This is a genomic window from Ottowia thiooxydans, assembly GCF_040548795.1.
Taxonomy (GTDB): Bacteria; Pseudomonadota; Gammaproteobacteria; order Burkholderiales; family Burkholderiaceae_C; genus Ottowia; species Ottowia thiooxydans_A.
Genome location: NZ_JBEPSH010000001.1, coordinates 578563 through 600234, shown reverse-complemented (window position 1 = coordinate 600234; position 21672 = coordinate 578563). Strand labels below are relative to the sequence as shown.

The following is a 21672-nucleotide window of genomic DNA, read 5'->3' as shown; positions in this document are numbered from 1 at the left end:
ACTTCAAGATACCAACGCAGCCATTTCTCCCGCCGGCACCACCCCATAGTGGTCTAGCTGCATGGAGTACTGTGCGCGCCCCGAAGACAGCCCACGCAGGTTGCCGATGTAGCCAAACATCTCTTTCAGCGGAACCTGAGCCTCGATCGTGGCGGCATTTCCGCGTTGGCCCTGCCCGCGCACGATGCCGCGGCGGCGGTTCAGGTCGCCGATGCAGTCGCCCAGATACTCGGCCGGGGTGATGACCTCGACGACCATCACGGGTTCCAGCACCTGCGGCCCGGCCTTGGCAAATGCCTCGCGGAAGGCGGCCATGGCCGCCAGCTCGAATGCCAGCGTGGAGGAGTCGCGCTCATGGAAGCTACCGTCCACCAGTGTGGCCACGAAGTCTACGGCGGGGAAGCCGGCTATCACGCCTGCCTGGGCGGCGCGGCGGATGCCAGCCTCCACGGCGGGAATGAATTCGCGCGGCACGGCGCCACCGACGATGCGGCTGTCAAAGCGGATGCCTTCGCCCCTGGGCAGGGGTTCGAGCTGCAGCGTCACCTCCGCGAACTGGCCGGGGCCACCCGATTGTTTCTTGTGCACATGGTGTACCTCCGCATTGCGTGAGATAGTTTCGCGGTAGGCCACCTGGGGGCGACCCACCGACACGTTGACGCCGTGGCGCGCGCGCAGCTTCTCGATCGAGACTTCGAGCTGCAGCTCCCCCATGCCGGACAGGATGGTCTGGCCAGACTCGGCGTCGTGCTGTAGCTTGAGGCTCGGGTCCTCGCGCAGCAGAGCCTGCAGGGCCTTGGACAGGCCTTGCTGGTCCGCACTCGCCTTGGGCTCGATGGCAACGTGGATCACCGGCTCGGGTACGCTGATCTGCTCCAGCACCACGGGGTGGGCCGGGTCGCTCAAGGTGTGCCCCGTTAGTGTGTCCTTGAGGCCAACGACGGCGGCGATGTCACCCGCCACCAACTCGTCGCGCTCGATGTGCTTGTCGGCATGCACTTCGTACAGGCGCGATACGCGCTCGGTCTTGCCCGTGCTGGTGTTGAGCACCACGTCACCCCGGCCCAGCCGGCCGCTATAGACGCGCACGAACACCTTCGCGCCATGGTCGTCAGTGACGACCTTGAACGCCAGGGCCGAAAACGGGTTTTCAGCCGACGCGGGTTTACCGTCGCTGTGGCCTTCGCGCAAGATGTCATCTGGCGAGGGCAGGTAGTCCACCACGGCGTCGAGCAAGGGCTCCACGCCGCGGTTCTTGAAGGCCGAGCCAGCCAATGCGGGCACGAAAGCGCCTGCCAGCACCCCCTTGCGGATGCCGGCGCGCAACACGTCCACGGCGATGTCATCGCCGTTCACATACGCCTGCAAGGCAGTGTCGTCCTGCTCCACAACAGCTTCGACCAGGCGGGCGCGGGCGCGCGCGGCGGACTCGGCCAGGTCGGCGGGCACCTCGGCTTCGCGGTACGGAACACTGGCGTCGTCCTTGTCCCAGATGCGGGCGCGCAGGCTCAAAAGGTCCACCACGCCGCGAAAGTCGCCTTCCGTGCCAATGGGGATCTGCAGCGGCACCACGCGCACGCCCAGGCGCTCTTCCATCATGGCCACCACGCGGTGGAAGTCGGCCCCCACACGGTCAAGCTTATTGATGAAGGCGATGCGCGGCACGCGGTACTTGTCGGCTAGGCGCCAGTTGGTCTCGGTCTGCGGCTCAACGCCGGCCACGCCGTCGAACACGACGACGGCCCCGTCGAGCACGCGCAGCGAGCGATTTACCTCGATGTTGAAGTCGATGTGGCCGGGCGTGTCGATCAGGTTGAGCTGCGTGCCCTTCCAGTGCACGGTGACGGCCGCGCTGTTGATGGTGATGCCGCGCTTTTGCTCCTGCGGGTCGAAGTCCATGTGCGCCGTGCCGTCATGCACTTCGCCGATTCGATGGCTTTCGCCGGTGTAAAACAGGATGCGTTCGGTGGTGGTGGTCTTGCCCGCGTCGACGTGGGCGATGACACCGAGGTTGCGCAGACGGGCGTTGTTGTTGCGTGAATTTCTCATGGCGAATCTTTCAATCTTTCGTGCAGCTGTATTCGACTGTGCGAGCAGCTGCCGCCTGGTTGGCTTGTCTGCCAGCCCGGCGAGATGGATTCGCCTTCAGGCTAGCGTTGAATGGGTGTTGTGCTGTCGCCGGAGCCCGGGCGCACGGAACTCAAGCTCCGGCGGTCGAAAATAGTGGCGATCAGCTTGTCGTAGGTACGCATAGGTTGATGAGGCAATAAGTAGGTCTGAAAACAAAAAACCCCGGAGGGAGGACCTTCCGGGGTTCTTGGGACCGGAAGGCGCACAGCCCTCCGACACGCGATCGAGGGGCGCAACTAGGTGGCGAACAATGCCTTGATCACGTTGGTGAGAATTTTCATAGGGGTGAATTATCCCCCTCGCGCAGAAAGTTTGCAAGAAACATGTCTGCCCTAGCCGCTTCAGGCATTGGCGAAGAACCGGCCAGGTGCCTGGTCGAGCTGCTTTCAGAACATGTGGCAGTAGGGATCTCATCGGGCTTCAGGCTTGCGATCCTGACAGTGGTCAGCGGCTTCGGGGCAGTTCATTTGAAGCGGAAATGGTGTTTATCTGACTCTGCTATCCGTTTAAGTTCAAGCCGCCCGGCATCGGCATCACCTATTTCGCCGCCCCTACCTTCTGGTTAAGCACCGCTTTCAGTCGATCCACGTCGAACCCTTGCGCGGCGACAGCGGTCGGCACGACGTAATAAAGGCGCGGCATCGGGTATACCAGCACATAGTCGGCGTTATGACGCCACTTCAGGACTTTGTTCCACGCAAGGCGGCTTTCGCCGTCAGGTGATGAATAGCGTACGTAGTCATCATGCAAACTGACAACCTGCTCTTCCTGAATGGCCTTGTAGCGTCGGTAATGCCGTTTCAGCAGCCATGGACTGATGACGAAGTGGATGGCCAGACCAACGAGCAATCCACCCAACATTCCACCCAAAGCGGCAAACCGTAGCCGTGATGAACCCAGAAGTAAACACACCAGAACCAAGGCCAGCATCAGCACCAGGAAAATCCACACTCGACGCGTAGGGCGCGCATAGAGTGCGCCCGCCTTCACATAATCGCGTTCGGACAACCGAAAGCGCGCTTGCATTGGTTCAGACATCTATAAAGTCATTTCGGATAGAGCTGCTAGCTCGGATTGACTAAGGCGCCAAGCCTAAGTCATCGCCTCCACCTTTTGCCCGGATTCTAAATCTCGTGGACGTCAGGACCCAGCCGTGCAATTGATACAAACCGTCTTGCTTCTCCGACCAGTGCGGATAAAGGTTGAGCCGAGTGTGAGGATGGGCTGGCTAAGGCAGGGGTAGCAGAGGCAGGCATTACCCATGGTGAGCTGGCCCGGACGGAGGCTGCTACAGCTCCTCGTCCGTCCTAAGTTTGCACTCGTAGGCCAGCGTCGTTCTAGTGTCAGCGAAGAGCGGCGCAGTTCTTCATGCAACGAGTAGCCTTGACGTCGGGGCGGTCATCAATGATGAAGCCATTCCGGTTGGGCATCTTGAGTTCGGACAATAGCTTCGCATCCACCACCGCGTCTGCTGGTAGCAGGCCGTTGAGATGCAGGATGTATCCGGTAACACCGTAGACTTCTTCATTGCTAAGGGACTGTGGTTGCAACAGCGGCATGGCTCGACGAACGTAGTCAAACAGTGCCGGCGCATAAGGGTACATGCTGCCCGGCGTCAATACGCGTGTATTGGTAGTGAATGACCCGATGCCGCCCACCATGGTTCCGAACATCGCTCCGCCCGCAGCCTTTTCGCCATGGCAAGACGCGCACTTCGACTCGTAGACGTTCTTGCCTTGTTCGATCGTGCCGCTGCCCGGTGGGAGCCCTGCACCATCCTTCGTCCGGATGTCGATGTTCCAATGGGCCAAGTCTGCCTCGGTGATGTGCTGACCATAGGCTGGCTTCACGCCGGTCACCGATTGCTGATTGGCTTTTGCGGGCTGCGCTGCCAACACGCCACCGGAGGAGAGCGCGCTGCACACTGCGAGCAGAGCGAGAAGATTGTGCAATTTAGGCAATGGCATTGGCAACCTCCCCTGCTGCGTTGATGGACCACGGAAAGATCGCGTTGTGGTGCTGGACGAAACCGGTGATGGCACGGACTTTCTGAATCTGCTCTACCGTTGGCTGCACATACCCCGTCGAGTCGACGGCTCGGCTGGCGATCTTGGTTGGCGTTCCGTCCCAGTTCCAGCGAAGGCGAAAACGGGTCAGGCATTTGTCCATCACCGGTTCTTCCAGGGTGGCCTGGCGCCAAGTCTTGCCACCATCGAGCGTGACATCCACAGCCTTGATCTTGCCCACACCCGACCACGCGAAACCAACGATTTCCATCGGCCCTGGTTTGACCCGCATGTCGCCCGATGGGGCTGTAATAACTGACTTGGCTTCCATTTCAAAACTGAATTGGCGCCACTTACCGTTCGGCATAGGGTCTGTGTATCGCGCGGTTTCACTCCGCAAGTTCCAGGGCTGGTCCCCCAGCTTCAGACGCCGTAGCCATTTGATGCTCACGTTGCCTTCCCATCCCGGCACAAACAGCCGAAGCGGGTACCCATTTTCCGCGCGCAGCATTTCACCGCCAGCAGCGTAGACCAGCAAAGCGTCATCGAGCAGCTTCTTCATCGGAATGCTGCGTGAATGCGCAGAGCCATCTGCCCCTTCTGCCAGGCCCCAGGTGGCAGTCGGCAGCACGCCAGCTTCGTCCAGCAGAGCCGACAAGGGAACGCCGGTCCACTGTGTGCACGACAGCATCCCATGTGTTTGTTGCACGGTCTTGGACGCCGGCTTGAGCCAATCAGCCAGACCGTTGCCTGAGCATTCCATGAAATAGAAACGCGACACGGAGGGGTAGCGCATCAGGTCGCTCATCGTAAAGACCAAGGGCTGGCGCACCATGCCGTGAATGGCAAAGCGGTGCTGCTCGGGATCGATCTCCGGCACGCCGTTGTGGTGGCGTTCGTAAATCAGACCATTGGGCGTCACGATGCCATGCTGCTGTGCCAGAGGGGTAAAACTCCAGTCAGAAAAATTCTGCTTATTCACAAACACGTTGGTTCGGTGGCGTTTGACCTTGGCCTCGAACTTCGACGGCAATCCGTATTCGTTCTCTGGAATGGGCGTTCCGGGTCGCAGGTTGGATTCCGGAACGGCAAGGGACGCCGCTTTAGCACCGCCTGCCACCATGCCCGCCGCGACGGCAGCCGTTCTTGCCATCACGGCGCGGCGGGCGGGCTGTTGAGGATGGGTAATCGATTGGCGAGAGGTCAACTCCGCCGATGCCGTTCGCATTAGGACTTGTGCATCTTTTTCATCCATCACTGCGTCTCCTTGGGGTGTGGTTGGTGTTGTTATTGGTCTGTACCGACCGATCGGTACAGACCATCCTAACCAACGAGTGCTGAAACGCTCCTAGCGTTAACCCCAATGGCAGTTTCTCTCTGACTAGGGAGCGAGCATTCGCAGTGTCAGTTCAACAAAGTGCTCGGCGATGTCATCGGCCGCCTGCGGGAGATTTGGCTGCATCCACAGGTAGCTGTAGAAGTACATGCCCAAGATGCCCTTGAAAACAATGTAGCTGTAGGGGCGAAATTGGCCTTTCCTGGCCCCCTCCTCCATGCACTCACGCCAGATGCGCTCGTAGCGAGCGTGATAACCAAGGACCTCGCTGTGGCGATCAGCGCTCAGTGAATGCAGCTCCTTGAAGCAGACGGTGAGCTCGGCCTGATTCGAGGCAATCTTTCGCACCAGGTGCTCGCCCAAGAGGGCCACCCGTCGAGTCGGGTCAGCCTCTGCGTCCCGAATGCTTTCAGCCGTCACTCCGAGTTCCTGGATGTACTCCCGCAGGATCTCGTACAGCAAATCCTCCTTGCTGCGGATGTGGTGGTACAGAGCGCCACGCCCCAACCCCACTGCTTTCTGCAAATCGCTCATTCCCACGGCGTGGTAACCATGGCGAGCGAACAGCTGAGCCGCAATCTTCAAGATCCGTTCTCTCTGAGGTAAAGCGGGGTAATCGATGATGGCCACGGGAGCTATTGTGTTGCAAGACGAGCCATCATGATATGTTGCGGCAGCAATAAGCGCGGACAACTGGCAGGCGTCGCTACCGCAGGGGCTTTAGAAGCTAGCCGACGTGAACGCAGGTGCCCCGACACGAAGGTCGGGCTGCCTGCTGGTTCTTCGGCCTTCGCTTACGCAGCTTTTTTCAAGGGAATCACCTTGCGCTGCAGGGCTGCGAGCAAATCGGCCTCTCGTTTTTTCGCTGCCTCAATGCCCCGCTCCCGTACTTGCCCGTAACCCCGGATTTGCTCTGGCAGACTGGCCAGTTCGATGGCCACCTGATGATGCCCACTGTCGCGCGTGACCTGTAGGGTATCGATGGCCTTGTCAATATTCGCCTCGTATTCACCGATGAGAGCGCGTTCGGTACGCCTCTCCTGCGTGTAGCCGAACAGGTCGAACGCGGTGCCACGCAAGCCGCGCAAACGGGCCAGAACCTTGAACACCGGAACGATCCAGGCGCCGAACTCCATCTTCTTCGGCTCGCCGGTGGTCGGGTTGCGGCGCGCAAGCAAGGGTGGCGCCAGATTGAAGACCAACTTGTAGTCGCCCTCGAACTGGCGATCGATGTTCTGCAGGAAGCCGCTTTGTACGTGCAAACGGGCCACCTCATACTCGTCTTTCATGGCCATGAGCTTGAACTGGTAGGTCGCCACGGCGCGCGTCAGCTCGGTCCGCCCCGGAAAAGCAGCCCTTTCTGCGGATCGGACCTTGTCTACCACGGCCATGTAGCGTTGCGCATACGCCTCGTTCTGGTATTCGACCAGGAATTTGCGCCGCAACGCGATGGCTTGCTCCAGGTCCTGAACTGGTACGGGAGAAATACCCGCGTTGCCGACGGCCTGGCGCGAGGCGATCAGGTTCTCCACCGCTCGGGGGTCTACGGCGGTACGGCGCCCCCACATGAATGCGTCACGGTTCATTTGCTGTGCGGCACCATTGAGTTCGATGGCGTGGTCGATCGCCTCGGCCGAAATGGGAATGAGCCCATGCTGGAAGGCAAAACCCATCATGAACATGTTGGCGGCGATGCTGTCGCCCATCAGGGCTACGGCAATACGGCTCGCCGCGACAAAGACCGCACCATCCGTGCCCACAGCATCGGTGATGTTCTTGCGCAAGCCGCTGCTGGGGAACTGCATGTCGGCGTCGCGTGCGAAGTGACCTGGCATGGTCTCTTCGGTGTTCACTATCATGCGGGTGTTGCCCTTGCGCGTCAGCGCAAGCGTCTTCGAGTTGCCCGCCACGATCACATCGCATCCCAACACCAGGTCGGCGCCGCCGGCTGCGATACGGATGGTCTTGATAGCTTCGGGGGACCTGCCAAAGCGCAGATGGCTCCAGACCGACCCGCCTTTCTGCGCCAAGCCCGCCATGTCCAGGATGCCGCAACCCAGACCTTGCAGGTGCGCGGCCATGCCGAGGATGGCGCCAATGGTCACCACGCCGGTGCCACCCATGCCGGTCACCAGGATGCTGTAGACGCCCTTGTCCAACGACGGAAGGACAGGCTCGGGCAGCGGCGGGAACACCGCGTTGTTGCTCACTCGATCCGGCTTGCGGAGCTTGCCCCCCAACACGGTCACAAAGCTGGGGCAAAAACCCTTGGCGCACGAATAGTCCTTGTTGCATGAGGACTGATCAATCCTGCGTTTGCGGCCCAGCTCAGTTTCGAGAGGCTGGACCGACACGCAATTGGACTTCACGCCGCAGTCCCCGCACCCCTCGCATACCAAATCGTTGATGACCAGGCGCTTGGCTGGGTCGGGAAACTCGCCGCGCTTGCGGCGGCGCCGCTTTTCCGCGGCGCAGGTCTGGTCGTAGATGAGAACGGTGGTTCCTTCGATCTCACGCAGTTGCTTCTGAACTTCGTCGATGTCGTCGCGGTGGTGTACGGTAAGGCCGGTGGGCCACTGGATCCCCGCTGGGTACTTGCCGGGTTCGTCGGTCACTACAACGATGCGCTTCACGCCTTCCGATTGCACCTGGTGCGCAATCGTTGGAACGTCGAGCGGGCCATCGTGCTTCTGCCCGCCGGTCATGGCCACCGCGTCGTTGAAGAGAATCTTGAACGTGATGTTGGTTTTGGCGGCCACAGCGGCCCGAACAGCCAGCAGCCCGGAATGGAAGTACGTGCCATCGCCCATGTTCTGGAACATGTGACCGCGTTTGGAAAACGGCGCCTCGCCTACCCACGACATGCCCTCCGCGCCCATCTGCGTGTAGCCCTGGGTGGAACGGTCCATGGCCTGTGCCATCCAACTGCACCCAATGCCAGCGTAGCCCTTGCTGCCTTCTGGAAGCACGGTGGATGAGCTGTGCGGGCAGCCACTGCAAAAGTAGAAGCTGCGCGAGAGGATGTCGATTACGCCCTTGGGCGCACGGTAGCCACGAAGCTCTTGCACGCGCTGGCGCAGTTCATCAAGATTCCCTTCGTTCATCTCAAGCAGCCGCTCGCCGATGGCAATGGCGATCTGGTTGGAATCCAGCGCCATCTCGGACTGAAGCAGCGTTGCGCCACGCTCGTCCTTCTTGCCCACAATAGCGGGTGCATCGGGCATGCCGTAGAGTTGCTCCTTGAACTGGAATTCGAGCAGGCTGCGCTTTTCCTCCACCACCAGGATCTTCTTCAAGCCGGATGCAAACTCTTTGGCGCCTTCAGGTTCGAGCGGCCAAGTCATGCCGACCTTGTAGACGCGCAATCCGAGTTCTGCGGCAACCTCCTCAGAGAGATTCAGCTCGTCCAGCGCCTGCAGGACGTCGAGGTAGCTCTTGCCGTGGCTGGCGATGCCCAGCTTGGGTGTGGTGGAATCCAGCACCACGCGGTCGATGGCGTTGGCGCGGGCAAACGCGGACACCGCCACCAATTTGTGGCGATGCAGGCGTGCTTCCTGACTATGGGGAGTGTCCGGCTGGCGCAGATTCAGTCCATCGGGCGGTATCTCCACGCCTTCGGGCAGCCGTATCTGTACGCGATTCAGGTCGACATCGATCGATGCTGTCGCCTCCACAGTATCTTTCACGCACTTTATGCCCACCCAGCAGCCGCTGTAGCGCGAGAGCGCCCAGCCGATGACGCCGTAGTCCAGGATTTCCTGCACGCCCGAGGGGCTGAGCACCGGGATCATGGCGTCGACCATGGCGAACTCGCTTTGGTGGCAAGTGGTCGATGACTCACAAGTGTGATCGTCGCCCATGAGCACCAACACGCCACCATTCTTCGACGAACCTGCCAGGTTGCCATGGCGGAAAGCGTCACCGGTACGGTCCACGCCCGGGCCCTTGCCGTACCACATGGCAAAGACGCCGTCGTACTGACCCTCGCCAGTCGCTTCTGCCTGTTGCGTGCCCCATACGGCAGTGGCCGCCAGGTCTTCGTTGACGCCCGGCACAAACAGCACGTTGTGCGCGGACAGGTGCTTTTTCGCCTTGCCGAGTTGGTCGTCAAAAGTACCCAGCGGCGACCCTCGGTAACCGGAGATATAGCCGGCAGTGGTCTTGCCGTCTTGCCGGTCGCGCAGATGCTGCGTCATGGGCAGGCGCACAAGCGCTTGGGTGCCGGTGATGAAGATCCGGCCTTTTTCCAGGGTGTATTTGTCGTCCAGGCTGACGGTTTTGAGACTCATGGGTTTCCTTCTTGGCTGAACCAGGACAGCGTGGCAATTTGACTGAACCACCAAGTGTCGACAGGCGTTTACTCACAAGTAAATCATGCCCATAACAGGCTTGTCAACCGTTTAGGGAAAGTCTGGATATGACTCGCATGACATGTCTATTCTTTTACCCGCCGCCTGCACAAGCCGAGTGCGTCGTGCACCTTGATGATCACGCTAACTCTATTGTGGTGCTCGAAAAAAGTGCAAATAATCAATGTGTCGACACATATATAGCCACTTATAGCTAGTGGCATGGTTATTGCAGTTGTCAAACTAGGGAAAACACTATTCCACACATTTGCGATTGGCCCATATAAACATTGTCTCAACAAGTGTCGACACACAGATCGACATACTCATTTTTTTTTAACCTCTCAAGGAGCAATCACATGAACATTCAGCGCATTCAACCCAACGCCCGCATGAGCGCCGCCGTCGTCTGCAACGGCTTTGTATTTCTCTCAGGCCAGGTGGCCGACGACACGACCGCCGATGTGGCTGGTCAGACCCGTCAAATCCTCGACAAGATAGATCGCATCCTGGCTGAGGCTGGCAGCAGCAAGGAGCGCGTGCTCAGTGCCAACATCTGGATTGCCGAAGCTTCGACGTTCAATGAGATGAACAGTGTGTGGGACGCCTGGGTTCCGGCCGGCAACACACCTGCACGTGCCTGCGTGGAGTCCAAGCTCGCGTTCCCGCAGTACACGGTCGAAATCGGTGTGATCGCCGCCGTCTGAGCGCACACGCGATGAAGACGGTCATTCTCGGAGGGGGCATCGTCGGGGTGACGACCGCCTACTACCTGGCCCGTGAGGGGCACGAGGTAGTGGTGGTAGACCGGCAACCCGAAGTCGCCAGGGAAACCAGTTTCGCCAACGCGGGCCTGGTGGCGCCCGGCCACGCCTACACCTGGGCCTCGCCGCGGGCGCCCAAGATCCTGCTCAAGTCTTTGTTCCTGAAGGGTCAGGCACTGCGGCTCAAGCTGCGGTTTGATCCGCGCATGTGGGCCTGGGGACTGCAGTTCCTGGCTCAGTGCTCAGCGGAGCGTTCGCGTGAGAACACGGCACGCAAGCTGCGGCTATGCATGTATTCGCAGGATCTCCTGCAGGAACTTACGCACCAGGAGCAGCTGCAGTACGACCTCATCTCCGGAGGATGCCTCTACGTCTACCGCGATCCCGTTGCTTTCGAGCGCGGCGTGGCCGCCACCAGCGTACTCTCCGATGGCGGCCTGACGCTGCAGAGGCTCACGCCAGATGAGGTCGTCCAGCGCGAGCCGTCCCTGGCCGCCGCCCGCTCACAGTTGGCAGGCGCCATCTTCTGTCCATCCGACGCGAGCGGCGACGCCCATCTGTTTGCGCGCCAGTTGGCCGAGCGCTGCAAACAGCTGGGTGTGCAGTTCCTGATGGACCGCCAGATCACCGGCTGGGACAACAGTGCCGACAGCATCCACGCGGTCCGTACGGACAAGGGGCCCATCACGGGCGACCGGTTCGTACTGGCACTGGGCAGTTACTCACCTCTGCTGGCTTCCAAGGTAGGCTATAGCCTGCCCGTGTACCCGGTCAAAGGCTACTCAATGACGCTGCCCATCCGCCCGGGAGACGAGGCCCCCACGCTCGGAGGCGTCGACGAGCACAACCTGGTCGCCTGGGCTCGCTTCGGAAACCGCTTGCGCTTCACGGCCACCGCGGAGTTCGCAGGTTACGACACAGCGCACACCCCGCGCGATTTCGAAGACATGCTGGGCGTGGCCCGCCAGCTGTTTCCGCGTGGAGCTGACTACAGCTCGCCGTCGTACTGGTCCTGCCTGCGCCCCATGACGCCTGCGGGGGCCCCCATCCTCGGCGCCACGCGCCACCGCAATCTTTTCCTCAACACAGGCCATGGACACATGGGCTGGACGATGGCCTGCGGCACCGGCCGCATTGTTGCCGACCTGCTTTGCGACCGCAAACCCCAACACAGCCTGGAAGGCTTGACACTATGAGCACCCTGACCGCGCCCACCCGCACCTATCAGAAGCACCCGTTCAAGCTGGGTACCGGCCCGGCGTCACGGGCCGCCATCGGGCTGATCGTGCTGGCCACCGACCACACCATTGAACACGAATGGCACCGCATCATGCAGCTCGATGGTGTGGCGCTCTATCAAGCCCGCCTCTACAACTCAGCAGATATAAACCCCCAGACGCTGGCGGCCATGGAGAAGGACATTGCTCCCGCCGTCTCCCTGATTCTGCCGGGCCAGCGCATGGATGTTGTGGCGTTTGGATGCACTTCCGGCGCTATGGTTATCGGCGAGGAAACGGTCTTCGAGCGCATTCGGGAGGTGCGCCCTGGTGTGGCCTGCACCAGCCCCATCACCGCCGCACAGGCCGCGCTCAAGACCTTGGGAGCACAGCGAGTCGGCCTGCTGACCCCTTACGTGAAATCGGTTAGCGACTGGATGGCTGACTACATCGCAGACCGCGGCTTTGATGTCACGGCGAGCGCCTCCTACGAGCATGCCGACGACAACGAAGTGGCGCGCATCGACGAGGCATCCATTCGCGCGTCGGTATTGGAAATGGGCAAGTCCCCCGACGTTGATGCCGTGTTCGTCTCATGCACCAGCATGCGCCTGGCCAGCCAGGTGACCTCGCTTGAGCAGGCCATTGGCAAGCCCGTGATTTCAAGCAACCACGCGATGGCATGGCACGCCCTGCGTCTCGCAGGCATTCAGGACGCCCTGCCCCAATGGGGCCGCCTCTATAGCCTCTGACCCTTTTTCGCAGCCCCGCTGCATTTCCGCGCCGCCGGCACCGCCGGCGTATTTCCCACCGGTTCCCATAGGAGTGAAGCATGAAGATGATTGCAACGAGATTCTTGGCAGCGGGCTTGCTCGCCGCCTCCGCAGCCGCGCAGGCGCAGGACGTCACGATCGGTGTAGTTCTGCCGCTGACCGGCGCCAGTGCCAGCATTGGCGAAGACCAGCGCAGGGGCGTCGAGCTCGCCACGGAGCGTGTCAACGCCGCCGGTGGTGTGCTGGGCCGCAAGCTGCGCGTGATCATTGAAGACTCTGGCGGGCGCGCACCCACGGCGCTTGATGGCGCCAAAAAGCTGGTCACCGTGGACAAGGTACCAGTGGTGCTCGGCGAGTACTCCTCTGGCATCACCATCCCTACGGCCCAGTACGTCATCAAGGAAGGTGCATCGCACCTGAATATTGGTAGCTCCAGCCCGCGCGTGCGTGAGATCGGAGCAGGCTCCTTCAGCGTGATCGGCCTGGACAACGTTTCCGCCAAGTTCGGCGCCAATGACGTGTTCGAGCAGAAGTTCCGCAAGGCTGCCTTTATCGCACCCAACAACGCTTACGGGCAGGGCGTGGCTGAGGAATTCAAGAAAAACTTCGAGGCCCTGGGTGGCAAGGTGGTGACTTCCGTCCTCTATACCGCCGGGCAATCCACCTACCGCCGCGAGTTGCAACAGATCGAGCGCTCGGCACCTGATGTTTACGTGTACAGCGCTTACGGCCAGGAGGCCGCCATCATCAACCGCGAAGCCTTCGACCTTGGCCTCAACAAGACTCAGTGGTACGCCATCTACCAGACGATGTGCACCACAGACACGCCGGCCCAAATCGCCAACGGCCAGATCGGCATGGAAGTGAGCTCGATCGGCCCCAATGGACGCTCCTACGAGGAGGCCTACACCAAGAAGTACAACGAGAAGCTGAAATCGGCATACGGTAGCTACGCGTATGACGGCGTAATGCTTGCCGCTGCCGCAATCAAACAAGCCGGCTCCACCGACAACGCGAAAGTCCGCACGGCCCTGGCCGAAGTGGGTCGAAAGTTCGAAGGCGTGACAGGCGAGATCTCCTTTGACCAGGACCGCCAACGCTCGGTGCAGCCGTACCTGCGCACACGCTATCAGAACGGCGTGCAGCCACGTTGACGTCCCTGGCGCGGATAAGCGTGTTCACATGGACCCGCCCGTCCGCGCCCTTCTCTCTTCCTTCATGAGACCCGCCCATGTTTCAGTTCTTCCTGGATGTGCTCATCCGCACGGCTGACCTCGCACTGGTTGCCGTGGGTCTGAGTGCCGTTTACGCCTTGGTCAAGTTCCCCAATGTGGCCCACGTCCAATATGCGGTCGTGGGAGCCTTCCTGACGCTGACGGGCCAGCGCATGGGTATGCCATTTCCGGTGGCCATGGTCGCCTCATGTTTGCTGACCGGCGTATTGGCCGTGCTTCTCAACACGCTGGTATTTCGCCGGCTTCTGCGTTCAGGGCCGGCCATCGCCATGATCGGTTCTCTCGCGGTATCTATGGTGCTGGTGGCCCTCATCCTGGGCATTGCCGGTTCGCGCCCCCAGCGGTTCCAATTCGACATTGTTGCGCCACTGGTGATTGCGGGTGCCCGTGTTTCCCATGCACAGGCGTATTCGATAGCGGTGGCCATCACAGTGCTGTCAGTTTTCACTTTTGTCCTCTATCGCACGCCGGTCGGCCGATCAATGCGGGCCTTGGCTTCAAACCGTGCGCTGGCCGAGGCCACAGGCATCAATGCCGCCGCCATCACCAATCAGATCAGTTTCGTCAGTGGTGCACTGGCCGCAGTAGGCGGAACCATGCTCGCCATGACAGGTGACGTTCACATGAATCTGGGTACCGACCTCTTGTTGCCCGTGTTTGCTGCCGCCATCCTCGGAGGGCTGGGCAGCCCCCTTGGCGCGGTCGCAGGAGCCATGCTCATCGCGATCGCCGAGACGCTCGTGACTAATCTGAATTTCGGCTGGCTGGTGGGCCAACCGCTTGCTTTCCTGCCCGTGACCTATATCGGAGCGGCATCGTTCATCTTCCTGCTGGTCGCGTTGCTGTTCAAACCCTATGGTCTGTTTGACCGGGAGGTGCGCCGTGTTTGACTTTCTGCTTCATGCCGTTACGGTGACGGCCATCTACGCACTCATCTCCGTTTCCCTGAACATTCAGGCTGGCTACGCAGGCCTTCTCAACCTCGGCCACATCGCCTTCGTGGGCGTGGGTGCCTACGCGGTGGGCATTGCCCACCAAATGCATTGGAACCCTGCCGTCGGGTGGATGCTGGGACTGGCGGTGGCCGCCGTCCTGGGGTTCTTTGTCTCTCGGCTCGGCCGCAACCTGGGCGCGGACTACTGGGGCATTGCCACCCTGGCGGTGGCGGAGATCGTCCGCACCGTTGCGCTGAATGAAGATTGGCTTACCGGCGGTGCGCAAGGCATCAGCGGCATTACACCCATGTGGAGTTCGCTGAGCTCTTCCGGCTCCCGCTGGGCCTTTCTGGCGACCGTTCTGCTCACCCTGCTGGCTGCCGCCGCCCTGACAAGCCGGCTGGGCGCAGGCCGCTTTGGCCGCTCGCTGCGGCTTATGCGCGAAGAGCCTTCGCTGGCGACCAGCATGGGCTACGACCTGGTGGGCCTGAAGTCGCGGGCCACGGTGGCCTCGGCCACGATAGCCGCCGTCGCCGGGGCTTTTCTCGGCCACTACGTAAGCTACGTCGGGCCCGACTTCATGCTCGCATCTGAGACCTTCATGATCTGGACGATGGTGATGATCGGCGGCCTGGGCAATGTCGCAGGCGTCGTATTGGGTGCGCTGCTGGTGCAGAGCATTTATATCTCGGTCCCGTTTGCCCGTGACTTTCTCGGTATCGGCTCCGACGTGGCAGGCGCTGTCCGGCTGGGCCTGATCGGTTGTCTGTTGCTGGCTTGCCTGCTGTGGCGCAAGGACGGCCTTATGCCTGAAACTCTAAGGAAGCTGTAATGCCCGCCCTGCTCGATATCCAAAACATCCACAAGGCCTTCGGTGGCAACGTGGTGCTTCAAGGTGCATCGCTGAACGTGATGCCGGGCGAGATCGTCGGCCTGCTGGGTCCGAACGGATCCGGCAAAAGCACCTTGCTCAACGTAGCGTCCGGGTTCACCAGGGCAGACTCGGGCGAGGTACGGTTCGAAGGTCAGGACATCTCTCGCCTACCGGCCCACCGCATCGTTCACCACGGTATGGCCAGAACGTTTCAGTTGCCATCGATGCCGAGCAAGATGAGTGTGCTCGAAGTGACTCTGGCCGCCGACACCCGGCTGCACGGCGTGTGGTCCACGCTCCTCAAGCCCAGTGCGGTGCGTGAGGCCGAGGCCGAGGCACTGCAACAAGCCAACCAATTGCTGGATTCTCTCCTGCTGACGCCTGTGAAACAACTCGCGGCGTCGGCGATTTCAGGCGGCCAGAAGAAGCTCTTGAGCATCGCGTGCGCATTAATGGCCCGACCCAAGTTGCTGATGCTCGACGAACCCACCGCTGGCGTGCACCCCAACCTGCGCCGTGACATCGTTCAGACACTGCAGCGCCTGCGCGCTCAGGGGATTTCACAGCTCATCGTTGAGCACGACATGCACTTCGTGCGCGAGGTGTGCACACGTTGCATCGTTCTCGACAGAGGGCAAATCGTGGCCGATTGCAAACCTGAAGAGCTCTCTTCCCACCCCCAGGTCATTGAAGCGTACCTGGGGCGCGCGGCTGCGCAGGCTGCACAGATGAAGGCCGCATGATGACGCCCGAACACAACGCCTTTCCCCTCACTAGTCGCCAACCGCGAAGCGCCAGGATACACAGCATGAACGCAAGAGCCCAGAAGGAAGTCGACGTTCGCGACGTGGTCGCTGGCTACAGCGCCGAGGTGGATATCTTGCGCGGAATTTCCCTGAACGTCATGTCTCGTGAAATCGTCTGCATACTTGGCCCCAATGGTTGCGGGAAATCCACCCTGCTCAAGACCGTCGCGGGGTTCCTGCGGCCTCGCAGCGGCAGCGTCCATATTCGCGATGAGGACGTGAGCCAGATTCCGGTACACCGCAAGGTCCGAAGCGGCACCATAGGCTTCGTGCCCCAGACCGACAACGTCTTCGGTTCATTGACCACCTGGGAGAACCTCGCCCTGGGCGGCCAGTTCATGTCCAAGACCGACTGCGCGCAGCGCATTGAGGAGCTGTGCAATACCTACCCCGTACTCACGCGCAAGCTCAACTCTCCTGCGGCATCGCTCTCCGGGGGTGAACGCCAGGTACTTTCGCTGGCGCGCGCGCTCATGCCACGCCCACGCGTGTTGCTGCTTGATGAACCCTCTGCCGGCCTATCTCCCAAAACCCTTGCCGAAGTCTTCGAAGCCATCTCCGCAACGCGTGACAAGGAGGGCATTTCCGTACTGATGGTCGAACAAAATGCCATGGAGGCCTTGCGTATCTCCGACCGTGCCTATGTTCTTTCAGTGGGCACCGTCGCACTAGAAAACAAGGCCAGTGTGCTCATGAACAGCCCTGAAATGCGCGAACTCTACCTGGGCGGTCGCCCCCACTGATGTCCCTGCCTATGCCTACATACTCCATTCAAACGCTGCCCCACGGCAGCCTGGTTGCCATCATCACGCCCTTTGATGCCTCCGGCGCTATCAACTGGTCCGCGCTGGAACGCCTCATTGACTGGCATGTTCGAAGCGGTACACGCGGTCTGGTAGTGGCCGGCACCACAGGAGAGTCGTCTACCCTCAGCATGGACGAACATGCCGAGTTGCTGAACCGTTCGGTAACCCACGCCAATGGCCGCATTCACGTGATGGCAGGGGTGGGAGCCAACTCGACAGCTGAAGCGGTTCAGCTCGCACGCATGGCACACAAGGCGGGCGCGCACTCTCTGCTCAGCGTGGTGCCGTACTACAACAAGCCCGTGCAAGAAGGCCTTTACCGCCACTTTGTAGAACAGGCAGACGCCACTCCCCTGCCTCTGGTGCTCTACAGCGTTGCTGGCCGCACTGTTGTCGACTTCTCTGTCTCCACTTTGCAGCGCCTGGCTCAACACCCGAACATCAAGGGCATCAAGGATGCTTCTGGCGACATGGTGCGGGCTCTGCAACTCGCCACTGCCCTGCCTGCGGATTTCGTGAGGTACAGCGGCGACGACCTGACCGCTGCGGCCATGCTTGGTCTCGGTGCGCACGGGATCATCTCTGTTACGGCCAACGTGGCTCCTGCGGCTGTCCAGGCGCAATGCGCCGCCATTGCCCAAGGAAGGCTTGGACAGGAACTCCCGCTGGTGCGCGAGCTCTTTGAGCTGTCCCAGGCACTGTTTGCCGAGAGCAATCCGATTCCCGTGAAATACCTTGCCAGTCTCATGGGCCTATGCCAGAACAGATTGCGAGAGCCGCTGGTGGGCGCCGGACCCGCCAGTTCACATGCTCTGGACCAGGTTTTTGCGAAGTCGGCACTCGTTGCCGATGCGGCCCAGGCTTTCGCCGGCGAACAGTCCGCGGCCATAGTCTGAACTAGCACGTGTTAACACGCCCTGGAGAACGCAGCAGCCCAGTGACGTTCGGCTCTGACGGCCTGCGAAGGTGTAAAATTTGCGGGAAATAAACTGTCTACACTTGTTGCGACAAAGTCGACGAGGTCATGTAGAGTCTTCCCAGATATCTTGAAGCCAGCTTCTCCCACTCTCTAAATATGGCCACCTCCCCTTCTCGCCGACGCACTGTGCCCCGGCACATACCTCAGCCGCGAGACGAGAGCTCTGTAGAGCGCCTGTACCTCCACCTTCGGGACCGTGCCATGCGCTACGAATTTCGGCCTGGCACCCGTATCAACGAGCAGGCACTGGGCCGTGAGTTCGGCGTAAGCCGCGCACCCCTGAGAGAGGCACTGAATCGGCTGGTGGCTGAAGGCCTGCTGGACTTCGTCATGAACAAGGGGTTCTTTCGCAAGAACATCAGCGTTGACGAGGTGTTCGACCTCTATCAGGTACGCATCGCGCTGGAACGCCGTGCGATCCTGCTGGCCTTGCAACGCGCCACTGACGCCGAGATTGAAACGGTTCGGCAGTACTGGACTGAAGTGATGTCGCGCTCAGCTGAGATGTCTTCAGACGACTTCCTGCTGGCGGATGAGGAGTTCCACCGTCGCATGATCGCGCTGGCTAGGAACAAGGAGCTAAACGCCTTCATGGAAGTGGTTACGCGGCGCATCCACATCGCCCGCCACATCGACATCCAACAATCGGCTTGGAACACCAAGGCTTTCGATGCCCACTTCGAGATCCTGCAGCTAATGCAGGATCGCAAGACGGACGCCGCACTGGAGTGCATCACCGAGCACATCGACATGAGTATGAAGCGGGCGGTTGAGATCACCAAGGAAATGGTAGCCAAGTTCTTCTTGGTCAATTCGGCCATGCCTGAGACCTCACCGACCCCGCCGCAGGGCTACTGACGCAAAAATGAGAACGCGCCGCGGACGCGGTACCGGTTTCACTAAGTAGCGTCCAACTCGAGGACTTCCCAGTGCGCGCGGGAGTGACCAAACCATAAATGAACGACCATGCCACCCTTCATGAGGTGCCCGGGCGTTACAGTCGCTCTATTAGGAATAACGCGGTAATCACAATGGCAAAAACCAACGAATGGGCAGGCAAGGTGGTGGCGCTGATCAAGGGCGGCAACAGCTCAGCAGCTATCGCTCAGATCAAGGTGGCGCCTAGTGTGAAAGACCTTAAGGCACTGCACGCTACGATGCATACAAGTCAATTGTCGGGCCGCTGGCGCGATGTGGACGCCGCGATTGACGACAGCCTGGCGTTGCTTTCGGCACCGCGCTTGCACCGAAGTCCTTGAACCAGGGCGTGTTCACATTAAATTCGCCCCGCCTCAGTAACCGGCCTTACTCGTTTTCAAGATTGTCCTGATTGTCGTCCGGCATGTCTGCGTCGGTGCTGGCTGCACCGGGAGGTCGCGCTTTGCGGTGTCCGGGTTTGGCCAGGATTTCCACATAGACTTGGTCTCCGCCTTCGCGGGCAACTGTGTCGATATGGCCGATCAGTGCAGACAGATGCACCTCTTGGGCGGCTTCCTTGTTAACACCGAAGCGACAATCGAAGTCCCAGTAGTCCGCGCCTTCAGGTAAAACGCGGCGCCGTTCACGCTTGACGTATTTGCGCACATCGTGTTTCACAGCATCCAGAATTCGGTCGCGATTCTTGCCTTCTATGGCCAAGGGGAAATTTTTTCTCATGTGCGATGGTAACGCGCAGTCCAAGCCAAGCCCGCTTCTTGACCAAAATTCAAAGAAATTACCCGGACAATGTGCTCCGGAATGCTTCCGATTCCGCAGTGGCCCTGTGCTCCACCTCTGCCAACCTCGTCTATGCAAGACATTCAATGAACTTTCAGCTCATTCTTGAAGAAATTGTTGCCACGCTTCGCCCTCAACTTGGGCAAGAAGGCGCTGTAGCCAACTACATTCCCGCACTCGCCCGAGTATCCACCAACCAATTCGGCATTGCCCTGCGCACAGTCGACGGCCATGAGGCCGCGGCGGGCGACGCTTTCACGCCGTTTTCAATTCAGAGCATTTCCAAGCTATTTGCACTCAGCATCGGCATGCGCCTGATGGGTGAAGAATTGTGGGACCGTATTGGCCGTGAGCCGTCAGGCAACCCATTCAACTCCTTGGTGCAACTGGAAAATGAACAAGGCGTGCCGCGCAATCCTTTCATCAATGCGGGCGCCATAGCGGTCACGGACCGATTGGTCAGCCACTGCGAAGGCAAGATCGAGATGCTCGCGCAGCTCTCCAGCGTCTGCAACGAGGCCGTGCACTACAACCCTGAGGTGGCCGCATCGGAAGCTGCCACTGGCTACCGCAACGTGGCGCTTGCCAACTTCATGAAGAGCTTTGGCAAAATCGACAACGATGTGGCTACCGTGTTGGACGTGTACTTTCACCACTGCGCCATCGAGATGAACTGCCTGCAACTGGCACGCGCTGCGGGCTATCTTTGCCGGGACGGTGCCCATCCGTATTTAGCCGATCGACAAGTGGTCACTGAGCGTCAGGCACGCCGCATCAATTCCTTGATGCTGACCTGCGGCACCTACGACGCCGCGGGCGAGTTCGCGTTTTTGATAGGCCTGCCCTGCAAGAGCGGTGTGGGGGGCGGCATTGTTGCGGTCGTGCCCGATAAGCTGACTTTGTGTGTCTGGTCCCCGGCCCTGGATTCCACAGGCAACTCGTTGCTGGGGCGCAAGGCCTTGGAATTGTTTGTTGCGCGGACAGGCTTGTCGGTTTTCTAAGGACGCTGGGTCATTCGCGTTAGAGATGGCATTAAACCGAGCAGGAAGATTGCTTGCGTCACGCCTTAACGCGGGCAGTTAGCCTTGACAGGGCTGCCTTGCGGCAGACTTCCAGAATTTCATCGGCAAGTGGCGAGTCGTCCGGGCATGCCCGCGACAGCATGATGGCGCCCATGACCTGCGCAATGACGTCTATCCGCTTGGCACGCAAGGCCGCTTCGCGCTCTCGGTCCTCCGCAGTGTCAGATGGCTTGCCCAGAGTTCCCAGCAAGCTTTCCAGGCCCACTGCGAAGGCCGTCTTGATGGACTCCGGCTGACGGGCAGCGTCACCCGAAAGGGCCGCCATGGTGCAGCCCTCACCCCGCGCGTCACGGTGCTCACGAGACAGATATTGCTCGACGAATGTTTTGGCATCAACGCCATCGGCTTTGGCCGCCGTCTGCGCAAACCCGCAGGTCGCTGCTTCAGCCATCAGGTCCACCTTTGACCCAAAGTGCTTGTAGAACCCCCCGTGGGTGAAACCAGCTGCGGCCATCAAGTCCGCAATGCCCACGCCATCGTAGCCACGCTCGCGAAACAGCGCAGATGCCGTTTCGACGATATGGGCCCGGTTGGCTTGCACCTGTGCTTTGGTGACCTTCATGTGGGGGAATCTCTATGGGTTCGCGATCCGTGAAGTCATGACTATACATTGATGTTGATTGACATCAAAGCCCTTGACATTAAAGATGATGATTGACATCAT

General features: G+C 60.3%; 20 protein-coding genes. 12 read left to right on the top strand and 8 right to left on the bottom strand.

Going from position 1 to position 21672, the window contains the following annotated elements:
- Window positions 1–3 precede the first annotated feature (3 nt).
- The 6 genes from fusA to ABIE13_RS02720 all read right to left on the bottom strand — a co-directional run bounded on the left by fusA (window position 4) and on the right by ABIE13_RS02720 (window position 9761).
- Window positions 4–2049, bottom strand: a complete 2046-nt coding sequence (gene fusA, locus ABIE13_RS02745; protein ID WP_354440924.1) for an elongation factor G — start codon at window positions 2047–2049, stop codon at window positions 4–6.
- A gap of 618 nt (window positions 2050–2667) precedes the next feature.
- Window positions 2668–3168, bottom strand: a complete 501-nt coding sequence (locus ABIE13_RS02740) for a YcxB family protein (protein ID WP_354440923.1) — start codon at window positions 3166–3168, stop codon at window positions 2668–2670.
- Window positions 3169–3473: 305 nt separating this feature from the next.
- On the bottom strand, window positions 3474–4097 hold the full coding sequence (locus tag ABIE13_RS02735; RefSeq protein ID WP_354440921.1) for a c-type cytochrome: 624 nt from the start codon (window positions 4095–4097) through the stop codon (window positions 3474–3476).
- Complete coding sequence (soxC, locus tag ABIE13_RS02730; protein WP_354441236.1) at window positions 4084–5391, bottom strand: sulfite dehydrogenase; 1308 nt, start codon at window positions 5389–5391, stop codon at window positions 4084–4086. The genes ABIE13_RS02735 and soxC overlap by 14 nt, the downstream gene beginning before the upstream one ends.
- 126 nt (window positions 5392–5517) lie before the next feature.
- The gene (locus tag ABIE13_RS02725; RefSeq protein ID WP_354440919.1) at window positions 5518–6102 is read right to left on the bottom strand and encodes a TetR/AcrR family transcriptional regulator; all 585 of its coding nucleotides are present in this window, start codon (window positions 6100–6102) and stop codon (window positions 5518–5520) included.
- Window positions 6103–6266: 164 nt separating this feature from the next.
- Window positions 6267–9761 (bottom strand): indolepyruvate ferredoxin oxidoreductase family protein, encoded by a 3495-nt coding sequence (locus ABIE13_RS02720; protein WP_354440917.1) that lies wholly within the window; start codon window positions 9759–9761, stop codon window positions 6267–6269.
- Window positions 9762–10180: 419 nt separating this feature from the next.
- Between ABIE13_RS02720 and ABIE13_RS02715 the strand changes: the two genes are divergently transcribed.
- The 11 genes from ABIE13_RS02715 to ABIE13_RS02665 all read left to right on the top strand — a co-directional run bounded on the left by ABIE13_RS02715 (window position 10181) and on the right by ABIE13_RS02665 (window position 19469).
- The gene (locus tag ABIE13_RS02715) at window positions 10181–10528 is read left to right on the top strand and encodes a RidA family protein (protein ID WP_028602072.1); all 348 of its coding nucleotides are present in this window, start codon (window positions 10181–10183) and stop codon (window positions 10526–10528) included.
- An 11-nt stretch (window positions 10529–10539) separates the two neighbouring features.
- Window positions 10540–11781 (top strand): D-amino acid dehydrogenase, encoded by a 1242-nt coding sequence (locus ABIE13_RS02710; protein ID WP_354440916.1) that lies wholly within the window; start codon window positions 10540–10542, stop codon window positions 11779–11781.
- A complete protein-coding gene (locus ABIE13_RS02705; protein WP_354440914.1) occupies window positions 11778–12554 on the top strand; it encodes a maleate cis-trans isomerase family protein in 777 nt (258 codons plus the stop codon). The genes ABIE13_RS02710 and ABIE13_RS02705 overlap by 4 nt, the downstream gene beginning before the upstream one ends.
- A gap of 80 nt (window positions 12555–12634) precedes the next feature.
- Window positions 12635–13729, top strand: a complete 1095-nt coding sequence (locus ABIE13_RS02700) for an ABC transporter substrate-binding protein (protein WP_436278368.1) — start codon at window positions 12635–12637, stop codon at window positions 13727–13729.
- 77 nt (window positions 13730–13806) lie between these two features.
- The gene (locus ABIE13_RS02695) at window positions 13807–14700 is read left to right on the top strand and encodes a branched-chain amino acid ABC transporter permease (protein ID WP_354440912.1); all 894 of its coding nucleotides are present in this window, start codon (window positions 13807–13809) and stop codon (window positions 14698–14700) included.
- Complete coding sequence (locus ABIE13_RS02690) at window positions 14693–15577, top strand: branched-chain amino acid ABC transporter permease (RefSeq protein ID WP_354440911.1); 885 nt, start codon at window positions 14693–14695, stop codon at window positions 15575–15577. The genes ABIE13_RS02695 and ABIE13_RS02690 overlap by 8 nt, the downstream gene beginning before the upstream one ends.
- Window positions 15577–16362 (top strand): ABC transporter ATP-binding protein, encoded by a 786-nt coding sequence (locus ABIE13_RS02685; RefSeq protein WP_354440909.1) that lies wholly within the window; start codon window positions 15577–15579, stop codon window positions 16360–16362. The genes ABIE13_RS02690 and ABIE13_RS02685 overlap by 1 nt, the downstream gene beginning before the upstream one ends.
- 65 nt (window positions 16363–16427) lie before the next feature.
- Window positions 16428–17168, top strand: a complete 741-nt coding sequence (locus tag ABIE13_RS02680) for an ABC transporter ATP-binding protein (RefSeq protein WP_354440908.1) — start codon at window positions 16428–16430, stop codon at window positions 17166–17168.
- Between the two features lie 11 nt (window positions 17169–17179).
- The gene (gene dapA, locus ABIE13_RS02675) at window positions 17180–18127 is read left to right on the top strand and encodes a 4-hydroxy-tetrahydrodipicolinate synthase (protein WP_354440906.1); all 948 of its coding nucleotides are present in this window, start codon (window positions 17180–17182) and stop codon (window positions 18125–18127) included.
- 179 nt (window positions 18128–18306) lie between these two features.
- Entirely contained in the window at window positions 18307–19068 is a 762-nt protein-coding gene (locus ABIE13_RS02670; RefSeq protein ID WP_354440904.1) for a GntR family transcriptional regulator, read from the top strand.
- Window positions 19069–19241: 173 nt separating this feature from the next.
- Window positions 19242–19469, top strand: a complete 228-nt coding sequence (locus tag ABIE13_RS02665) for a hypothetical protein (RefSeq protein ID WP_354440902.1) — start codon at window positions 19242–19244, stop codon at window positions 19467–19469.
- 46 nt (window positions 19470–19515) lie between these two features.
- Here the strand turns inward: ABIE13_RS02665 and ABIE13_RS02660 are convergent, their stop codons facing one another.
- Window positions 19516–19866 carry a DUF6172 family protein gene (locus ABIE13_RS02660; RefSeq protein WP_354440900.1) on the bottom strand — a complete coding sequence of 117 codons (351 nt, stop codon included), beginning with the start codon at window positions 19864–19866 and terminating at the stop codon, window positions 19516–19518.
- A 146-nt stretch (window positions 19867–20012) separates the two neighbouring features.
- Here ABIE13_RS02660 and ABIE13_RS02655 point away from each other — a divergent pair, with 146 nt between their 5' ends.
- A complete protein-coding gene (locus ABIE13_RS02655; RefSeq protein ID WP_354440898.1) occupies window positions 20013–20927 on the top strand; it encodes a glutaminase in 915 nt (304 codons plus the stop codon).
- Window positions 20928–20985: 58 nt separating this feature from the next.
- On the opposite strand, the gene ABIE13_RS02650 is transcribed toward ABIE13_RS02655, so the two are convergent.
- Window positions 20986–21570, bottom strand: a complete 585-nt coding sequence (locus ABIE13_RS02650) for a TetR/AcrR family transcriptional regulator (RefSeq protein WP_354440897.1) — start codon at window positions 21568–21570, stop codon at window positions 20986–20988.
- Window positions 21571–21672 lie beyond the last annotated feature (102 nt).

Coding starts and splice junctions, on each gene's coding strand:
- ABIE13_RS02650 (WP_354440897.1), bottom strand. CDS start 21,570: ATGAAGGTCACCAAAGCACAGGTGCAAGCCAACCGGGCCCATATCGTC.
- soxC (WP_354441236.1), bottom strand. CDS start 5,391: ATGGATGAAAAAGATGCACAAGTCCTAATGCGAACGGCATCGGCGGAG.
- dapA (WP_354440906.1), top strand. CDS start 17,180: ATGCCTACATACTCCATTCAAACGCTGCCCCACGGCAGCCTGGTTGCC.
- ABIE13_RS02740 (WP_354440923.1), bottom strand. CDS start 3,168: ATGTCTGAACCAATGCAAGCGCGCTTTCGGTTGTCCGAACGCGATTAT.
- fusA (WP_354440924.1), bottom strand. CDS start 2,049: ATGAGAAATTCACGCAACAACAACGCCCGTCTGCGCAACCTCGGTGTC.
- ABIE13_RS02685 (WP_354440909.1), top strand. CDS start 15,577: ATGCCCGCCCTGCTCGATATCCAAAACATCCACAAGGCCTTCGGTGGC.
- ABIE13_RS02705 (WP_354440914.1), top strand. CDS start 11,778: ATGAGCACCCTGACCGCGCCCACCCGCACCTATCAGAAGCACCCGTTC.
- ABIE13_RS02735 (WP_354440921.1), bottom strand. CDS start 4,097: ATGCCATTGCCTAAATTGCACAATCTTCTCGCTCTGCTCGCAGTGTGC.
- ABIE13_RS02655 (WP_354440898.1), top strand. CDS start 20,013: ATGAACTTTCAGCTCATTCTTGAAGAAATTGTTGCCACGCTTCGCCCT.
- ABIE13_RS02695 (WP_354440912.1), top strand. CDS start 13,807: ATGTTTCAGTTCTTCCTGGATGTGCTCATCCGCACGGCTGACCTCGCA.
- ABIE13_RS02670 (WP_354440904.1), top strand. CDS start 18,307: ATGGCCACCTCCCCTTCTCGCCGACGCACTGTGCCCCGGCACATACCT.
- ABIE13_RS02720 (WP_354440917.1), bottom strand. CDS start 9,761: ATGAGTCTCAAAACCGTCAGCCTGGACGACAAATACACCCTGGAAAAA.
- ABIE13_RS02680 (WP_354440908.1), top strand. CDS start 16,428: ATGAACGCAAGAGCCCAGAAGGAAGTCGACGTTCGCGACGTGGTCGCT.
- ABIE13_RS02715 (WP_028602072.1), top strand. CDS start 10,181: ATGAACATTCAGCGCATTCAACCCAACGCCCGCATGAGCGCCGCCGTC.
- ABIE13_RS02700 (WP_436278368.1), top strand. CDS start 12,635: ATGAAGATGATTGCAACGAGATTCTTGGCAGCGGGCTTGCTCGCCGCC.
- ABIE13_RS02660 (WP_354440900.1), bottom strand. CDS start 19,866: ATGAGAAAAAATTTCCCCTTGGCCATAGAAGGCAAGAATCGCGACCGA.
- ABIE13_RS02665 (WP_354440902.1), top strand. CDS start 19,242: ATGGCAAAAACCAACGAATGGGCAGGCAAGGTGGTGGCGCTGATCAAG.
- ABIE13_RS02710 (WP_354440916.1), top strand. CDS start 10,540: ATGAAGACGGTCATTCTCGGAGGGGGCATCGTCGGGGTGACGACCGCC.